Here is a 15,159-nt window from a genome sequence, read left to right as displayed (position 1 = left end):
TAAGCCCAGGGCAGGAGCGGTCAGGGTGTGATGGATCAAAAGACGACCGGCGAGGTCGCCGTGGTGGACGACGACGCGGCGGTGCTTGAATCATACCGTTTCATGCTGGAACTGGCCGGCTTCCGCGTGGCGACCTTCAGCTCTGCGCTCGATTATCTGGCGGCGACGGCTCAGCTCGCGCCCAACTGCATGATCCTCGACCAGCACATGCCGATGATGACCGGGCTCGAGCTTGCCGAACGGCTCAAGGGCGGTGCGCAGGACGTCCCGATCATGCTGGTGACCGCCGCACCCAGCCCGACCATCCTGGAACGGGCGGCCGAGCTTGGCATCACCAAGGTGCTGGAAAAGCCGCCGAGCGAGGACGAACTGGTGGCCTTCGTCGAAAGCCACCGCTGAGCGCAGGCGCTGGGCGTTCCACGTCACCATGATGTCACGCGTAGACATCTAGATGTTTATGCGTTGATCCACTAGCAAGGTGCCGCGGCTCAGCGGGCGCCTCGGCGCTCTGGCCGCCGCGGGCCGGGCGCACCGGTCCTCCAAGGTAGGACCGTGCGATGACGAAGCTCTCCGAGACGCCGCTCATCCACCCAACGGCGCGCGTGATCAACGCCGTGCTCGGGCGCTATACCGAGATCGAGGCCGGTTGCACCGTCGAGGACTCCGAGATCGGAGATTATTCCTACACGATGCAGAATTGTCAGATCTGGAACACGCGGATCGGCAAATTCGCGAACATCGCGGCCAGCACGCGGCTGAACGCCACCAACCACCCGATCGGCCGCGCCTCCCAGCACCACTTCACCTATCGCGCGGGGGATTACTGGCCGGATGCCGCCCATGAGGAGGCCTTCTTCGCGGCCCGGCGCGCCCGCCGAGTCACGATCGGTCACGACACCTGGATCGGCCATGGCGTCACGGTGGTGCAGGGGGTGAGCGTCGGGAATGGCGCGGTGGTCGCTGCCGGTGCTGTCGTCACCAAGGACGTCGCGCCCTATACCGTAGTGGGGGGCGTGCCGGCCCGGCTGATCAAGCCGCGGTTCGATCCGGCGCTCGGTGCGCGGATGGACCGGCTCGCCTGGTGGGACTGGCCGCATGCGCGGCTGCGCCAGGCGCTGCAGGATTTCCGGGATCTGCCGGCTGCCGATTTCCTGACGAAATACGAAGCCGAGGCCGCCGCCTGAGCGGGGCCTCGGCCCAGCATCAGATGTCCAGATTGGCGACCTTCAGCGCGTTGCCGACGATGAAGTCACGCCGCGGCTCCACGACGTCACCCATCAGCGTCGAGAACACCTGCGCTGCCTCCTCGGCGTCGCCGATCTTGACCTGCAGCAGCGTGCGCAGCTTGGGATCGAGCGTCGTCTTCCACAGCTGATCGGGGTTCATCTCGCCGAGACCCTTGAAGCGCTGGATGGTCAGGCCCCGGCGGCCATGGGCCAGGATCGCCTCGAAGGCGGCGGCGGGGCCAGCGGCCTTCTCCTCCCGATTGTCGAGCTTGAGCACGGCGGCTTTCGCGAACTCCGCCGCGATGCGGGCGCGGCGCTCCGTGAGCCAGCGGGCATCGGCGCTGCGCAGCGCCGCCGCATCCAGCGTGTAGCGCTCGCCCACGCCACGCACGCGGCGGCCGACGGTGATGCCGCTCATCATGTCGCCGGTGCCGATCCAGCCGGCTTCGCCATCCAGCAGCAGCGCGTTGAGGCGTTCGGCCAGCGTCTTGGCTTGGGCCAGGGCGTCCTCGTCGTTGCTGGGGACGGCCAGCGTTCCGGTGATCGCCGCCTGCTCAATGATGTGCATCGGCGCCGTCGGCGTGAGGCGGCGGACGCGGTTCCAGGCCTCGCGCAGGAAACCCACGGCGTCCTGCAGCGAATCGCCTTCGAGCGCGGTGCCGTCGGCATAGGTCAGCCGGGCTTCGGCCAGCGCCTTGCCGAGCAGGAAGTCTTCCAGCGCGCGGTCGTCCTTCAGGTAGCGCTCGTCGTTGCCGCGCTTGGCGCGGTAGAGCGGCGGTTGCGCGATGTAGAGATGGCCGCGCAGGATCAGCTCGGGCATCTGGCGGAAGAAGAAGGTGAGGAGCAGCGTGCGGATGTGAGAGCCGTCAACGTCCGCGTCCGTCATGATGACGATGCGGTGATAGCGCAACTTATCGATGTTGAAACCGCCCTGGTCGATCTCGCCATTGCCGATGCCGGTTCCGAGCGCGGTGATCAGCGTGCCGATTTCGGCGCTGGACAGCATGCGGTCGAAGCGCGCGCGTTCGACGTTCAGGATCTTGCCTTTGAGCGGCAGGATCGCCTGGAACTTCCGGTCACGCCCCTGCTTCGCCGAGCCGCCGGCGGAATCGCCCTCGACGATGAAGATCTCGCATTTGGAAGCATCCCGCTCCTGACAGTCGGCGAGCTTGCCGGGCAGGGTCGACACGTCCAGCACGCCCTTGCGACGGGTGAGTTCGCGCGCCTTGCGCGCCGCCTCGCGGGCGCTGGCCGCATCCATCACCTTTTGGATGATGCCGCGCGCTTCCTTCGGATGCGTCTCCAGCCAGTGGCCGATGGCGTCTGCCACCACCGCCTGCACCACGGGCGTCACTTCCGAGCTGACGAGCTTTTCCTTCGTCTGGGATGAGAACTTCGGATCAGGCACCTTGACGGAGAGGACCGCCGTCAGACCTTCGCGCATGTCGTCGCCGGTGAGCTGCAGATTGTCCTTCTTCCCCATGCCTTCGGAATACTTCGTGACCATGCGGGTCAGCGCCTGGCGGAAGCCGGAGAGATGCGTCCCGCCGTCGCGCTGCGGGATGTTGTTGGTGAAGCACAGCATCGTCTCGTGGTACGAGTCGTTCCAGGAGAGTGCGAACTCGACGCGAATGCCGGATGCCTTGTCCTCAATATTGCCGGTGACCGGCGGGGTGAAGATGGGCGCGCGCGCGCGATCCAGCCACTCCACGAAAGCGACGAGGCCGCCTTCGTAGTGGAAGCGCTGCTCCACCGCGGGGGCATGCCGCTCGTCCCGCAGCGTGACGTCGAGGCCGGAATTGAGGAAGGCAAGTTCCCGTAGCCGGCGTTCCAGGATGGTGAAATCGAACTCCACGCGGGTGAAGGTCGCCGCACTCGGCTTGAAGCTGATCTCGGTGCCCTTGGGACGGTCCGATGCGCCGACCTCGCGCAGCGGTGCGTCCGGCTCGCCATGCTGGAAGCGCATCATGTGTTCGCGCCCGTCGCGCCAGATGCGCACTTCCATCCATTCCGAGAGTGCGTTGACAACGGCAGCACCTACGCCATGCAGGCCGCCGGAAACCTTGTAGGAATTCTGGTTGAACTTGCCGCCGGCATGCAGCTTGGTCAGCACCAGTTCTGCGGCCGAAATGCCCTCTTCGGGATGGATGTCGGTCGGAATGCCGCGCCCGTCGTCGCGGACCGTCACCGATCCGTCGCCGTTGAGCGTGACCTCGACCTTGCTGGCGTAGCCGGCCTGCGCCTCGTCCACCGCATTGTCGATGATCTCGAAGGCCATGTGATGCAGGCCAGAGCCGTCATCCGTGTCCCCGATATACATCCCCGGGCGCTTGCGGACCGCATCGAGACCCTTGAGGACGGAAATCGAGGCGGCATCGTAGGCGTGACTCTCGGGATTCTGGTCAGGCGTAGGCGCGGCGGGATCGGACATGCCGAGGATCACTCCGGAATGCAGGGAATGGACGGAACTATAGCGATTCTTGGGCTTCTGGCCTAGCGAAACCAGGATGCGGGACAAGGCCTTCGGCCATGCACAGGCGAAACTCCGCGACGTCGGCAAGGTCGGAAAACGGCTCCGCATCCGTGCCGGTGAGGAAGGCCTGGCCAGGCAGACGCCGGAGGGCGGTGAGCAGGGCGCGGCGGCGGATGTCGTCGAGATGAACGAGCGGTTCGTCCAGCAGCAGCCAGGGCGCAAAACCCCGCACTTCGGCGATCGTCAGCGCATGGCCGAGGACGAGGCCGAGGAGGAGCGCCTTTTGCTGCCCGGTGGAGGCAAGCGCGGCGGCGCGGCCGGTGTCGAGATCCGCGAGACCGAAATCCGCGCGATGCGCGCCGAAGGAGGAACTGCCGGAGGCCGCATCCTGTGTGCGCGAGAGCGCCAGCGCCCCGCGCAGCCAATCTTCGACCGCGAGCGCCGGCTGCTCGGCCAGCCGGTCCCCGATCGGGCAGATCAGCGTCAGGCGCGCGGCGGGGAAGGGGGAGACCGCGCCTGCGGCGAGCAGCGTGTTGAGGCGGCTGACGAGCGCGCGGCGGGCGGCGGTGGCGGCAACGGCGTGGCGCGCCATGCCGTCTTCGAGCCCGGCAAGCCAGGCGTGGTCGCCACGTCCTTCGGCCAGCAGCCGGTTGCGCCGCGCCATGGCGGCGTCGTGTGCTGCGACTTCGCGGGCATGGCCCGGGTCCAGCGCCCAGACCAGCCGGTCGAGAAAGCGCCGGCGGCCGCTCGCGCTTTCGCCGAACAGCCGCTCCATCTGCGGGGTGATCCAGCTGATGGCGACGTGGCCGGCGAGTTCGGTCTGGCTCGCCGCCGCGCCATCGATACGCACGATGCGGCGCTCGCTGCCCTCCGCCCCGCTGCCGGTGCCGATGGTCATCGGTTCGAGGTGATCGGCGGTCTGCACCCGTCCGGCGAGGGCCCAACTGCGCTCGCCGCCGGGCCTCAGGCGCGCGAATTCCGCCGCCCGCGCCTGGCGCAGGCCGCGCCCCGGCCCGAGCAGGGACATCGCCTCCAGCAGGTTGGTCTTGCCCGAGCCGTTCGGCCCGGTGATCACGCTGATGCGCGCGCCGGGCCGCCACTGCAAAGCCGCGTAGCTGCGGAACTCCGTGAGATCGAGACGTGCGAGGTGGAAGGGTGTGGCCGCCAGGCTGAGAGACGGATCAGACACGCATCGGCATCAAGACGTAGAGCGCCGTCTCGTCTCCCGCATCGCGGACGATGGTCGGCGCCGAGCCGTCGGCGAAGAGGAATTCCACCTCGCCGCCGATCTGATCGGTGATGTCGTTGAGGTAACGCGCCTGGAAGCCGATTTCGAGGGGCGCCGCGGCATAGGAGACGCGGCCGCCATCCAGCTCTTCGGTTGCCGAGCCCTGGTCGGGGCTGGCCGCCGAAAGCGTCAGCCGGTCGGTGTCGAGGGCGAGCTTCACGGGGCGGGAGCGTTCGGTCGAGATCGCAGAAACGCGGGCCACGGCCTCGGCGAAATCCTTCTTGTCGACGCGCAGCACGCGATCGTTGTTGCGCGGGATGACGCGCTCGTATTCCGGGAAGGTGCCGTCGATCAGCTTGCTGGTCAGCCGCACCGTGCCGAGCGTGAACTGAATGCGCGTCTCGGACAGCGCGATCTCCACCTCGTCCTGCGCCTCGTCCAGCAGCTTGCGGGCTTCGAGCACGGTCTTGCGGGGGATGATGACGCCCGGGATCTCCTCGGCGCCGGCGGGCAGCGGCTCTTCGACGCGGGCGAGGCGGTGGCCATCGGTCGCGACGGCGCGCAGCATCTTGGTGCCGTCCGTGCCGGGCGCTGTGTGCAGGTAGATGCCGTTGAGATAGTAGCGCGTCTCTTCGGTGCTGATGGCGAAGCGGGTGCGGTCGATCATGCCGCGCAGCAGCTGCGCCTGCAGCTTGAAGGCATGGGGCAGCGTACCCGCCGTCATCGAGGGGAAATCATCCACCGGCAGCACCATGATGCTGGTGACGTAGCGGCCGGCCCGCAGCGCGAGCGGCGCATCGCCGCCGGGATGATCAAGCTCGACCTCGGCGCTTTCCGGCAGCTTGCGGACGATCTCATAGAGCGTCGCGGCCGGGGCGGTGGCCGCGCCGTCCTGCAGCGTGGTGGCGGCCACCTGCTCGACGATCGCGATCTCCATGTCCGTCGCGGTCAGCGTCAAGGTGCCGTCCGCCACCGTCATCATGAGGTTGGCCAGGATGGGAATGGTGTTGCGCTTCTCGACCACGCTCTGGACGTGGGCGAGGGCCTTCAGCAGAACGGCGCGCTCGGCCTTGAATTTCATGGTCCAACCTCGGGAAAGCCGTCAAAGGGCGGGCACAATAGCAGCCATGCGGCGCCCCGCAAACGGGAGGCCCTGGATCAGTCCGCGGGGTCCGAACGAGGAGGGCGGCGCGGGCCGCCCGTCAGGATTCCAGCATGCGGCGCAGTAGCTCCACATCCTCGGAAAAGGCGGAGTCGCTGTCCATCAGGCTGGCCACGCGCGAGACCGCGTGCATCACCGTCGTGTGGTCGCGATTGCCGAACTTCCGGCCGATTTCCGGCAGGGACCGGCTGGTGAGCTGCTTGGCCAGGAACATGGCGACCTGGCGCGGGCGGGCGACGTTGCGGGCGCGGCGGGCCGAGGCCATGTCGGTCAGGCGGATGTTGTAGTGTTCCGCGACCTTGCGCTGAATCTCTTCGATGGTGACGCGGCGGTCATGGGCACGCAGGATGTCGTGCAGCACTTCCTGCGTCGTCTCCAGGGTGATCGGACGCTGGAAGAGCGCCGAATGCGCCACGAGACGGTTCAATGCGCCTTCCAGCTCCCGGATATTGCTGGTGATCTTGTGGGCGAGGAATTCCAGCACCTTCGGCGGCACCGAGACGCTGGCCTTGGCGGCCTTCGCCTCCAGGATGGAGATGCGCAGCTCGAAGGTCGTGGCATGCAGATCCGCCACCATGCCGCAGCCGAGACGGGTGCGCAGCCGGTCTTCGAGGCCCGACAGATCCGAGGGGGATTTGTCGGCCGAGACCACGATCTGCTTGCCGGCATCCACCAGGGCGTTGAATGTGTGGAAGAATTCTTCCTGCGTATTGTCCTTGCCGATGAGGAACTGCAGGTCGTCGATCATCAGCACGTCGACCGAGCGAAGGTTGTCCTTGAACTCGATGGTCGACTGGTTGCGGATGGCCGCGATGAATTTGTACATGAATTTTTCGGCCGACATATAGGCGACCGTCGCGGCCGGCGCCCCGGGGCGGCGGCCGGTCTGCAGCTTCCAGGCGATGGCGTGCATCAGATGCGTCTTGCCGAGCCCGACCCCGCCATACAGGAAGAGCGGGTTGAAGCCGGGGGAAGAGGGCTTGTCGGCCACGCGGCTCGCGCAGGCATAGGCGAATTCGTTCGGCTTGCCGACCACGAAGGTGTCGAAGGTATAGCGGGGATCGAGCACGATCCCGTCGCCGCGGCCGTCGGCCCTGTCGTCCAGCCCATCGCTGAGCGCACCTGCGGCCTCCGCCGGCATGGCCGTCGTCGCAGGCTCGGCGCCCACGGGCGGGGTGGTGAGGGACGGGGCGAGGGGCTGCGGCGCCGCACCGACGCGGATGTCCACCCGGCGCACGCGCTGGTTCTCGGCCTGCCACAGAGCATTGATTCGGTCGCCGTAGTGGCTCCGCACCCAATCCCGCAGGAAGCGGGTGGGCAGCAGAACCGTCACCTCGTCGCCGTCGGCACCACCGAGGGCGAGCTGACGCAGCCAGGTCCGGTATTCGACTTCGCCCACTTCATGCTGCAGGCGGCTGCGCACCCGGCTCCATTCTGCTGCAAGTTCCGCCGACGGGGCCATCTCACTTCCTTCCGACCTCATCTCGGCTGCGGCTCTCAAATGAAGCTCCATGGCGTGGCAGACCCGCTAAACGCACGAAGGACACCGGCCAAAGCGCCGGTCCGTGACAAAAATGTCCCGATTTCGGGGTTTCCCATCACTTCACCCCGCATGACGATCATGACAGACACGTTAGGTCACGACGGCAGCGGAGGCAACCAGAATCAAATGGAAGTAAAATAGAACTCGCGCGATTTGATCAGCGGCTGCACACGAATATTTTGAAGCATTTGGGTTTTTCTGAAAACCCCGGAAAGCCAACTGCCACGTCGGCGTCGACTTATTTTTGTTGCGGGAAACAATACTTGAAAAGCGTCAGATCAATTTTGAACTGACTCTTAACGATTGTTGCAACCGGGTGTCATCGTCTCATCGATGGGGCTCTGGGCGAACCCGAGCCCCATCTTAGGTACAGTCGAGACTAGGCGGCAAGACCCTTGATGCGCCCCGAGAGGCGGGAAATCTTGCGGGAGATGGTGTTCTGGTGGGCGGTGCCCTTGTTCGCCGAACGCTGCAGCAGCGGCTGCGCCGCCTGCAGAGCCGCCTGCGCCGCTGCCTTGTCACCGCTCGCGATCGCCGTCTCGACGGACTTGATCACGTTACGCATACGGGTGCGGCGGGCGACGTTGAGAGCGGTGCGCTTTGCCGTCTGGCGGATACGCTTACGGGCAGAGGCGGTGTTGGCCATGTTCGATCGACATCCAAAAACGTGAAAAAGGCGCGGCGGCACGCCGCCCCGATTGAGGGGGCTTCTCTAAATTCGGGGGCGGGGTGAGTCAAGCGGAACGGAAGGCGCGCAGGGCGGTTCTGCCTTGCGCGAAGCTCGGCAAAGCCCGAGCGCGGGAGTCTCATCAACCAAACCGTCCACAGGCGCCTCAGCGCTGGTGCCGCGGGCAGAAGAAGGTGCTACGGCCGCTCTGGACGATGCGCTGGATGCCGGGGCAGCCGGGCGGACCGGGGCAGCGCTCGCAGGTCTCTCCGGCCCGGCCATAGACCTTCCAGGCATGCTGGAAATAGCCGAGTTCGCCGTCCGGCTGCACGTAGTCCCGCAGGCTCGAGCCGCCGGCCGCGATGGCTTCGGTCAGGGTCTGCTTGATCGCGGGGACCAGCCGGGCCGCCCGCGCCCCGGGCAGGGTTCCGGCGAGGCGCCGCGGGCTGATGCCGGCGCGGAACAGCGCTTCCGACACATAGATATTGCCGAGCCCCGCCACGATCCGCTGGTCGAGCAGCGCCGCCTTGACCGGCGTCTGCTTGCCTGCGACGGCAGCCGACAGAGCCGCGGCGTCGAAGGCATCGTCCAGCGGCTCCGGCCCCATGCCGCGGAGCAGGGGGTGGTGATCCTCCTCCGTCGTCGGCATCAGGTCGAGCAGGCCGAAGCGCCGGGGGTCGATGAAGCCGATGCGCCAGTGATCCTCCGTCACCATCACGAGATGCTCGTGCTTCGCCGGGTCGGGCGGTGGATCGAAGGGGCCGTGCAGCGCCATGCGGCCCGACATGCCGAGGTGGATGAGCACGCTTTGGCCCGTCGACAGGCGCATGAGGATATATTTGCCGCGGCGGCGGAAGCCGAGGACGCGGGCGCCCGTCAGCGCGGCGGCGAAGCCGGGCGGGATGAGGCGCCGCAGGTCGCCTCGCGCAAGGGCAGCGCGGGCGATCACCCGGCCTTCGAGCCGGGCAGCGAGCCCTCGCATCACGGTTTCGACTTCGGGGAGTTCCGGCATGGCGTCCGCGAGCGTATAGGGGAAGCGCGATGACGGACAAAGCCATGCCAGATCAGATTGCCCCCGACGAGACCGATTTCGGTTTCCGCACCGTGCCGCGGGAGGAGAAGAAGTCTCTCGTGCGCGGCGTGTTCGAGAGCGTGGCACCCCGCTACGATCTGATGAACGACCTCATGTCGCTCGGCATCCACCGCGCCTGGAAGCAGATCTTCACGACCGTGCTCGACCCGCGGCCCGAGCGGCTGCTGCTCGATCTTGCCGGCGGCACCGGGGACATCAGCTTCGGCTGGCTCGCCAAGAAGGGCGGCCCCGCCATCCTCTCCGATATCAATCCGGCGATGCTGGAGGTGGGCCGAGACCGTGCGACCGACCGCGGCTATCTCGAGCAACTCACTTTTCTTGTTGCGGATGCCGAGAAGCTGCCCGTCCCGTCCGGCAGCATGGACGTCGTCTCCATGGCCTTCGGCCTGCGCAATTGCACGGACAAGGACGCCGTGCTGCGCGAGGCGCGGCGGGTGCTGCGGCCAGGCGGCCGGTTCTGCTGCCTGGAATTTTCGCGTCTCGAGATCGCGGCGCTCATTCCGCTCTATGATGCATGGTCCTTCAAGGTGTTGCCGCGCCTCGGCCAGCTCTTCGCCAAGGACTCCGACAGCTATCAGTATCTCGCCGAGAGCATCCGCATGTTCCCGGATCAGGAGACCCTGGCGCAGATGATGCGCGACGCGGGCTTCGAGCGGGTGCGGGTGCGCAATCTCTCCGGCGGCATCGCCGCCATCCACACGGGCTGGAAGCTGTGACCATGGGCGGCCCCGGCCTCGCGGGCCGCAGCCTCCTCCTGATCATCCCGGGCGGCATCGCGGCCTACAAGGCGCTGGAACTCATCCGGCTGCTGCGGCGGGAGGGCGCGCGCGTCCGGGCGGTGGTGACCGAGGCCGGCGCGCAGTTCGTGACACCGCTTTCCGTTCAGGCGCTCACTGAGGAGAAGGTCTATACTGACCTCTTCTCGCTGACCGACGAGAGCGAGATGGGGCATATCCAGCTGTCCCGCGCCGCTGATCTTCTCGTCGTGGTCCCGGCCTCGGCCGATATCCTGGCGCGGATGGCGGCGGGGCTGGCGAGCGATCTCGCAACCACCCTCTTGCTCGCGACGGACAAGCCCGTGCTCGTCGCCCCGGCGATGAACGTGCGAATGTGGACGCATGCGGCGACGGTCGCCAATCTCGCCACCCTCAAGGCGCGTGGTGTCTCCGTGGTGGAGCCAGAGGAGGGACCGATGGCCTGCGGTGAGTTCGGCCCCGGGCGCCTGGCCGAGCCGCCGGTGATCCTCGAAGCGATCCGCTCCATGCTGGCGCCGCGCGCCCAGCCCCTGGCCGGGCGGCACGCCCTCGTCACCAGTGGGCCGACGCACGAGCCGATCGACCCCGTACGTTATATCGCGAACCGCAGCTCCGGCCGGCAGGGCCATGCAATCGCGGCCGCCCTGGCGGCGCTTGGCGCCCGGGTCACCCTGGTCTCCGGTCCGGTGACGCTCCCTGATCCTGGCGGCGTCACGATGGTGCGGGTCGAGACGGCGGAGCAGATGCTGGCCGCCTGCGAGGCGGCCTTGCCGGCTGACATCGCGGTTTTCGCCGCGGCGGTGGCCGACTGGCGCGTCGCAGCGCCGGCCGGCATCAAGCTCAAGAAGGCGCCTGGCGCCGAGGTGCCGAGCCTCGCCCTCGTCGCCAATCCGGACATCCTGGCGACCATCGCGCAGCGCACCGAGCGGCGGCCGCGCCTCGTCATCGGCTTCGCGGCCGAGACCAACGACGTCGTCGCCCATGCCATCGCCAAGCGCGCCCGCAAGGGCTGTGACTGGCTCGTCGCCAACGACGTGTCCGAAGCCTCCGGCATCATGGGAGGCGCGGAGAACGAGATCCACCTCGTCACGGCGGCGGGGGTCGAGGATTGGCCGCGCCTGCCGAAGGAGGCGGTGGCGGATCGCCTCGCCGCCCGCATTGCCGCCGAACTTGCCGGAGACTGATCCGTGACAGAAGCCCGCGTTGCCGTGCTCCGCCTGCCGCATGGCGCGGATCTTCCGCTGCCGGCCTATGGCAGCGCGGGAGCCGCCGCCGTCGATTTTCTCGCGGCCGTCGATGCGGCGGTGGAGATCGCACCCTGCGGCCGCGCGCTGGTGCCGACGGGCCTCGCCGTCGCGCTGCCACCCGGCTACGAACTGCAGGTGCGGCCGCGCTCGGGCCTCGCCCTCAAGCATGGTCTTCTCGTTGCCAATGCACCGGGCACGGTGGACGAAGATTATCGAGGCGAGATCAAGATCATCCTGCTGAACGCCGGCGCGGAGCCTTTTCGGGTGGAGCGCGGCATGCGCATCGCGCAAGGGGTTCTCGCCCCCGTCACCCGCATCCGCTGGGCGGAGGTCGAGAGCCTGGACGAGACGGCGCGGGGCGCGGGCGGCTTCGGCTCGACGGGCGTCTGACCCGCGGCGTGAGGGGGCGTTCCCCCCACCGACACCTCAAGAACACCTCAGGCGTAATAGTGGCGCATGATCAGCGCGGGTAGCGCCAGGTCGCTCGCGAGCAGCGCGAGGATCGGGGTGATCCACCAGAGCGCGGTCGGCACGCGCCGGGCGGCGCGGAGCTGCGGGATCAGCAGCAGGAGCAGGGGCAGGAGCGGGACGAAGTAGCGGCCCTGCACGCCGTCGATCCGCGCCATGCCGACAGGCGTCCAGGTCAGATATTCGACGAAGAAGATCAGCTCGGCGGCGCCGAGTGCCGCGACGAGCACGAGCAGCGCCCGGCCGCGGCCGGGAGCAGGCGCGGTCTCGGCAAGCAGCGCCGCGCCGGCGGAGAGCAAAGCGAGGGTAAAGAGGGCGTAGAGCGTATCGGACAGGGGCAGGGTGAAGGGACCGAGCACGCCGATCATCTGCACCCAGAGGGACGGGAAGCCGTGCGCGCCGCCGGTCAGCGGCAGCAGCGCGGCGGTCAGAGGATGATGCATCACGACCTTCAGCTGCGCCGAGGCGATGGCCGAGCGGAACAGGAGAGTTGGGTCGCCGGGCCAGAGCGGCCCGGGATGGTAGGGGCCGCCGGGCAGCAGCGGAACCGAGACGCGCTGCATGACGAGCGCGGACCAGAGGAGCGCCGGCAGTGAGATGAGGAGGGTCGCCATCACCCGCCGCGCGAGACCCGTCCCGGGGGCGCCGGGCGCGGCGAAAGCCAGCAGCATCAGGGCAACGAAGGGCGGCTTCTGCAAGGCGAGGATCGCGAGCAGCAGGATGCCGCCGCCATAGGACATGCGGCTGGGCCGAGAGAGAAGGGCGAGCGCCAGCACCGAGAGCGCGATCAAGACTCCGTCCTGGCTGCAGGAGCCGGCGAGCCAGACGGTCATCGGCAGACCGAGGACCATGAGCAGGAGCAAGGCGCCGCGTGCGGTGAGCGCGAGGGCCGCGAGGCCGAGCAGTGCGAAGCCGAGGACGTTGCCGAAGCGGGCAGCAATTGCGGCGGCATGCGGCCGCGCGCCGCAGAGGATGGCGAGGCCGAGGGCGCCTGCCGCAGGCAGATAGGCGATGGGCGCATAGGCCGCGGTATTCACGGCGCTGATGAATTGCGGCGCCGGTGCCCAAGGGATGGCCTCGGCCCAGGCGAGCCTGGCGGCGGCCGTCGCCGATGTCGGCAGCGGGGCCGCCGCGCCATTGCCCATGGTGGCGGCGATGGCAAGGCCGATGTTGCCGATCACGCCGGCATCCGTCGCCCCGGTGTCCGGATTGGTGCGCGGCACCCGATGGCCGAGGATCTGCCCGTGCAGCACGCTGTCGATGCGCGCGACATGCGTCGGTTCGTCAGGCACCTGGCCGAGGGGCACGCGCAGCGCGCAGTAGACGACGAGCGGCAGGACGAGCAGTAGAAAAGAGGCGATCGCCCCCTGCCGCGTACCCAACTCCATTCCCGCTTCCTTCTTCTGCCTCACGCGGCGACGCGCAGCTTCAGCCGCCGATACCGGCGGCGGCCGGCTCTGTCATCCGTTCATCATCGCAAGACTGGTGACACGCACCCCGGCTGTGGTCTAGACGGCCCGAACGGCCGCTTTCCGCGGCTTTCCCATCCATCAGCAGCCTGAGGCGCCGACCATGACATCATCGGCCTTGCCGGCCTTCGTGAGCGGCCGCCGCATGCCCAACCTGTGGGATCTGGCTGCCATCCTCTGCGTGCTCGCGCTGCTGATTCTGGTGGCGCGTGCGGCGAACAGCACGCTCGCGCCGCTGCCGGCCGCGACGACGATCCATCTCGATCTCAGCTACCTGCCATATTATGCGCTGCGCACCACGCTGCGCATGTTTGCGGCGCTGTTCTTCTCCATCCTCTTCACCCTCGTGGTGGCGCCGCTCGCCGCCAAGAGCCGCCGGCTCGGCCTCATTCTCATCCCGGCGCTCGACATCCTGCAGTCGGTGCCGATTCTGGGCTTCCTGTCCTTCACCGTCCTCTTCTTCCTCAACCTCTTTCCGGGGCGGGTGCTGGGCGCGGAACTCGCCGCGGTCTTCGCGATCTTCACGAGCCAGGCCTGGAACATGGCCTTCAGCTTCTACCAGTCGCTGACGACGGTGCCGCGCGACCTGGACGAGGCGGCCCGCTCCTTCCAGCTGACCGTGTGGCAGCGTTTCTGGCGGTTGGAAGTGCCCTTCGCGATGCCGGGCCTCGTCTTCAACACCATGCTGTCCATGTCGGGTGGCTGGTTCTTCGTCGTCGCCTCGGAAGCGGTGACGGTCGGCAACACCACCTTCCTGCTGCCGGGCATCGGTTCCTATGTCTCGGTCGCTCTGTCCCAGAGCAATCTGGGCGCCGTCATCGCCGCCATCGTCGCAATGCTCGTCGTGATCCTGATCTACGATCAGCTGCTGTTCCGCCCGCTGGTCGCCTGGTCTTCGAAATTCCGCTTCGAGATGACGAGCGGTGGCGAGGCGCCTGACCCCTGGGTGCTCAGCGTGCTCCGCCGCACCCGGCTGTTGCAGCTTGCGGGCGAGGCGATCGGCGATATCGCCAATGCGATCGGCGGCTGGCGGATGCGACTCCCGATTCCACGGCCCATGGCGAAGCGCGACGAGCCCTCCCGCGTCGTGGACGCGCTCTGGTTCGGCTTCATCCTGCTGCTCATTCTCTTCGCCGTTTGGCACATCATCACCTTCGTCTCGTCCTTCATCACGCTGGGCGCTTTCGCCCACGTCGTGCTGCTCGGCGTCTACACGCTGGTGCGGGTGGCGGCGGCCATGGTGATCGTGACCTTGGTTTGGGTGCCGATCGGCGTGTGGATCGGGCTGCGGCCACGCTGGGCGCGGCTGATCCAGCCGGTGGCGCAGTTCCTCGCGGCCTTCCCCGCCAACCTGCTGTTTCCGATCGTCGTCATCGCGCTGGTGCGCTTCGACCTCAATCCGAACATCTGGCTGACGCCGCTGATGATCGTCGGCACGCAATGGTACGTGCTGTTCAACGTGGTTGCCGGCGCATCCGCCTTTCCGGGCGATCTCAAGGAGGCCTCGGCTAATCTCGGCATCCGTGGCTGGCTGTGGTGGCGGCGGGTCATCCTGCCCGGCATCTTCCCCTATTACGTGACCGGGGCGCTCACCGCTTCGGGGGCGGCCTGGAATAGTTCCATCGTCGCGGAAGTCGCGTCCTGGGGCCACACCACGCTGCGCGCCACCGGCCTCGGCTCCTACATCGCCGACCAGACGACGGCGGGTAACTCCGCCGGCATCGTCCTCGGGGTCGTCGTGATGACGGGCTTCGTCCTCGTCATCAACCGGGTGCTGTGGCGCCCGCTGCACGCCTATGCCGTCCGCCGCCTGACCTTCTGACCGGCT

13 protein-coding genes are annotated in these 15,159 nt (G+C 67.7%); 6 read left to right on the top strand and 7 right to left on the bottom strand.

The features are described from left to right. The first annotated feature begins 30 nt into the window (after window positions 1–30). Together ACYQ6W_RS07025 and ACYQ6W_RS07020 are read left to right on the top strand one after the other, a co-directional pair. On the top strand, window positions 31–399 hold the full coding sequence (locus ACYQ6W_RS07025; protein WP_459674412.1) for a response regulator: 369 nt from the start codon (window positions 31–33) through the stop codon (window positions 397–399). Between the two features lie 158 nt (window positions 400–557). Further along, window positions 558–1,184, top strand: coding sequence for a DapH/DapD/GlmU-related protein (locus ACYQ6W_RS07020; RefSeq protein WP_459674411.1), 627 nt, complete (start codon window positions 558–560; stop codon window positions 1,182–1,184). A gap of 19 nt (window positions 1,185–1,203) precedes the next feature. On the opposite strand, the gene gyrB is transcribed toward ACYQ6W_RS07020, so the two are convergent. The 6 genes from gyrB to mutM form a co-directional block, all read right to left on the bottom strand. Continuing rightward, the gene (gyrB, locus tag ACYQ6W_RS07015) at window positions 1,204–3,657 is read right to left on the bottom strand and encodes a DNA topoisomerase (ATP-hydrolyzing) subunit B (RefSeq protein ID WP_459674410.1); all 2,454 of its coding nucleotides are present in this window, start codon (window positions 3,655–3,657) and stop codon (window positions 1,204–1,206) included. Window positions 3,658–3,694: 37 nt separating this feature from the next. Further along, entirely contained in the window at window positions 3,695–4,888 is a 1,194-nt protein-coding gene (gene recF / locus ACYQ6W_RS07010) for a DNA replication/repair protein RecF (RefSeq protein ID WP_459674409.1), read from the bottom strand. Then, a complete protein-coding gene (gene dnaN, locus ACYQ6W_RS07005) occupies window positions 4,881–6,008 on the bottom strand; it encodes a DNA polymerase III subunit beta (RefSeq protein ID WP_459674408.1) in 1,128 nt (375 codons plus the stop codon). Before dnaN ends, recF begins: the two co-directional genes overlap by 8 nt. Before the next feature lie 121 nt (window positions 6,009–6,129). Further along, window positions 6,130–7,551 carry a chromosomal replication initiator protein DnaA gene (dnaA, locus tag ACYQ6W_RS07000; protein WP_459674407.1) on the bottom strand — a complete coding sequence of 474 codons (1,422 nt, stop codon included), beginning with the start codon at window positions 7,549–7,551 and terminating at the stop codon, window positions 6,130–6,132. Between the two features lie 460 nt (window positions 7,552–8,011). Continuing rightward, window positions 8,012–8,278 carry a 30S ribosomal protein S20 gene (gene rpsT / locus ACYQ6W_RS06995; RefSeq protein WP_459674406.1) on the bottom strand — a complete coding sequence of 89 codons (267 nt, stop codon included), beginning with the start codon at window positions 8,276–8,278 and terminating at the stop codon, window positions 8,012–8,014. Between the two features lie 187 nt (window positions 8,279–8,465). Then, window positions 8,466–9,311: a bifunctional DNA-formamidopyrimidine glycosylase/DNA-(apurinic or apyrimidinic site) lyase gene (gene mutM, locus ACYQ6W_RS06990; RefSeq protein ID WP_459674405.1), complete on the bottom strand. Its 846-nt coding sequence runs from the start codon at window positions 9,309–9,311 to the stop codon at window positions 8,466–8,468. A 29-nt stretch (window positions 9,312–9,340) separates the two neighbouring features. Between mutM and ACYQ6W_RS06985 the strand changes: the two genes are divergently transcribed. The 3 genes from ACYQ6W_RS06985 to dut are packed head-to-tail and all read left to right on the top strand — an operon-like array spanning window position 9,341 to window position 11,784. Then, window positions 9,341–10,108, top strand: a complete 768-nt coding sequence (locus ACYQ6W_RS06985) for a class I SAM-dependent methyltransferase (RefSeq protein WP_459674404.1) — start codon at window positions 9,341–9,343, stop codon at window positions 10,106–10,108. A 2-nt stretch (window positions 10,109–10,110) separates the two neighbouring features. Then, a complete protein-coding gene (coaBC, locus tag ACYQ6W_RS06980; RefSeq protein WP_459674403.1) occupies window positions 10,111–11,331 on the top strand; it encodes a bifunctional phosphopantothenoylcysteine decarboxylase/phosphopantothenate--cysteine ligase CoaBC in 1,221 nt (406 codons plus the stop codon). 3 nt (window positions 11,332–11,334) lie between these two features. Next, the gene (gene dut / locus ACYQ6W_RS06975; RefSeq protein ID WP_459674402.1) at window positions 11,335–11,784 is read left to right on the top strand and encodes a dUTP diphosphatase; all 450 of its coding nucleotides are present in this window, start codon (window positions 11,335–11,337) and stop codon (window positions 11,782–11,784) included. A gap of 47 nt (window positions 11,785–11,831) precedes the next feature. On the opposite strand, the gene ACYQ6W_RS06970 is transcribed toward dut, so the two are convergent. After that, a complete protein-coding gene (locus ACYQ6W_RS06970; RefSeq protein WP_459674400.1) occupies window positions 11,832–13,250 on the bottom strand; it encodes a DUF2142 domain-containing protein in 1,419 nt (472 codons plus the stop codon). A 184-nt stretch (window positions 13,251–13,434) separates the two neighbouring features. On the opposite strand from ACYQ6W_RS06970, the gene ACYQ6W_RS06965 reads away from it, so the two are divergent. After that, window positions 13,435–15,153: an ABC transporter permease gene (locus ACYQ6W_RS06965; protein ID WP_459674399.1), complete on the top strand. Its 1,719-nt coding sequence runs from the start codon at window positions 13,435–13,437 to the stop codon at window positions 15,151–15,153. The last annotated feature ends 6 nt before the right edge of the window (window positions 15,154–15,159 follow it).

The organism is Acidisoma sp. 7E03, assembly GCF_054665075.1.
Note: the sequence above shows the minus strand (reverse complement) of the source record. Positions and strands in the feature narration are given on the sequence as shown.

What these genes read in the sequence shown, in the direction of transcription:
- ACYQ6W_RS07025 (WP_459674412.1), top strand. Translation starts at nt 31, where the DNA reads ATGGATCAAAAGACGACCGGCGAGGTCGCCGTGGTGGACGACGACGCG.
- ACYQ6W_RS07020 (WP_459674411.1), top strand. Translation starts at nt 558, where the DNA reads ATGACGAAGCTCTCCGAGACGCCGCTCATCCACCCAACGGCGCGCGTG.
- gyrB (WP_459674410.1), bottom strand. Translation starts at nt 3,657, where the DNA reads ATGTCCGATCCCGCCGCGCCTACGCCTGACCAGAATCCCGAGAGTCAC.
- dnaN (WP_459674408.1), bottom strand. Translation starts at nt 6,008, where the DNA reads ATGAAATTCAAGGCCGAGCGCGCCGTTCTGCTGAAGGCCCTCGCCCAC.
- dnaA (WP_459674407.1), bottom strand. Translation starts at nt 7,551, where the DNA reads ATGGCCCCGTCGGCGGAACTTGCAGCAGAATGGAGCCGGGTGCGCAGC.
- rpsT (WP_459674406.1), bottom strand. Translation starts at nt 8,278, where the DNA reads ATGGCCAACACCGCCTCTGCCCGTAAGCGTATCCGCCAGACGGCAAAG.
- mutM (WP_459674405.1), bottom strand. Translation starts at nt 9,311, where the DNA reads ATGCCGGAACTCCCCGAAGTCGAAACCGTGATGCGAGGGCTCGCTGCC.
- ACYQ6W_RS06985 (WP_459674404.1), top strand. Translation starts at nt 9,341, where the DNA reads ATGACGGACAAAGCCATGCCAGATCAGATTGCCCCCGACGAGACCGAT.
- coaBC (WP_459674403.1), top strand. Translation starts at nt 10,111, where the DNA reads ATGGGCGGCCCCGGCCTCGCGGGCCGCAGCCTCCTCCTGATCATCCCG.
- ACYQ6W_RS06970 (WP_459674400.1), bottom strand. Translation starts at nt 13,250, where the DNA reads ATGGAGTTGGGTACGCGGCAGGGGGCGATCGCCTCTTTTCTACTGCTC.
- ACYQ6W_RS06965 (WP_459674399.1), top strand. Translation starts at nt 13,435, where the DNA reads ATGACATCATCGGCCTTGCCGGCCTTCGTGAGCGGCCGCCGCATGCCC.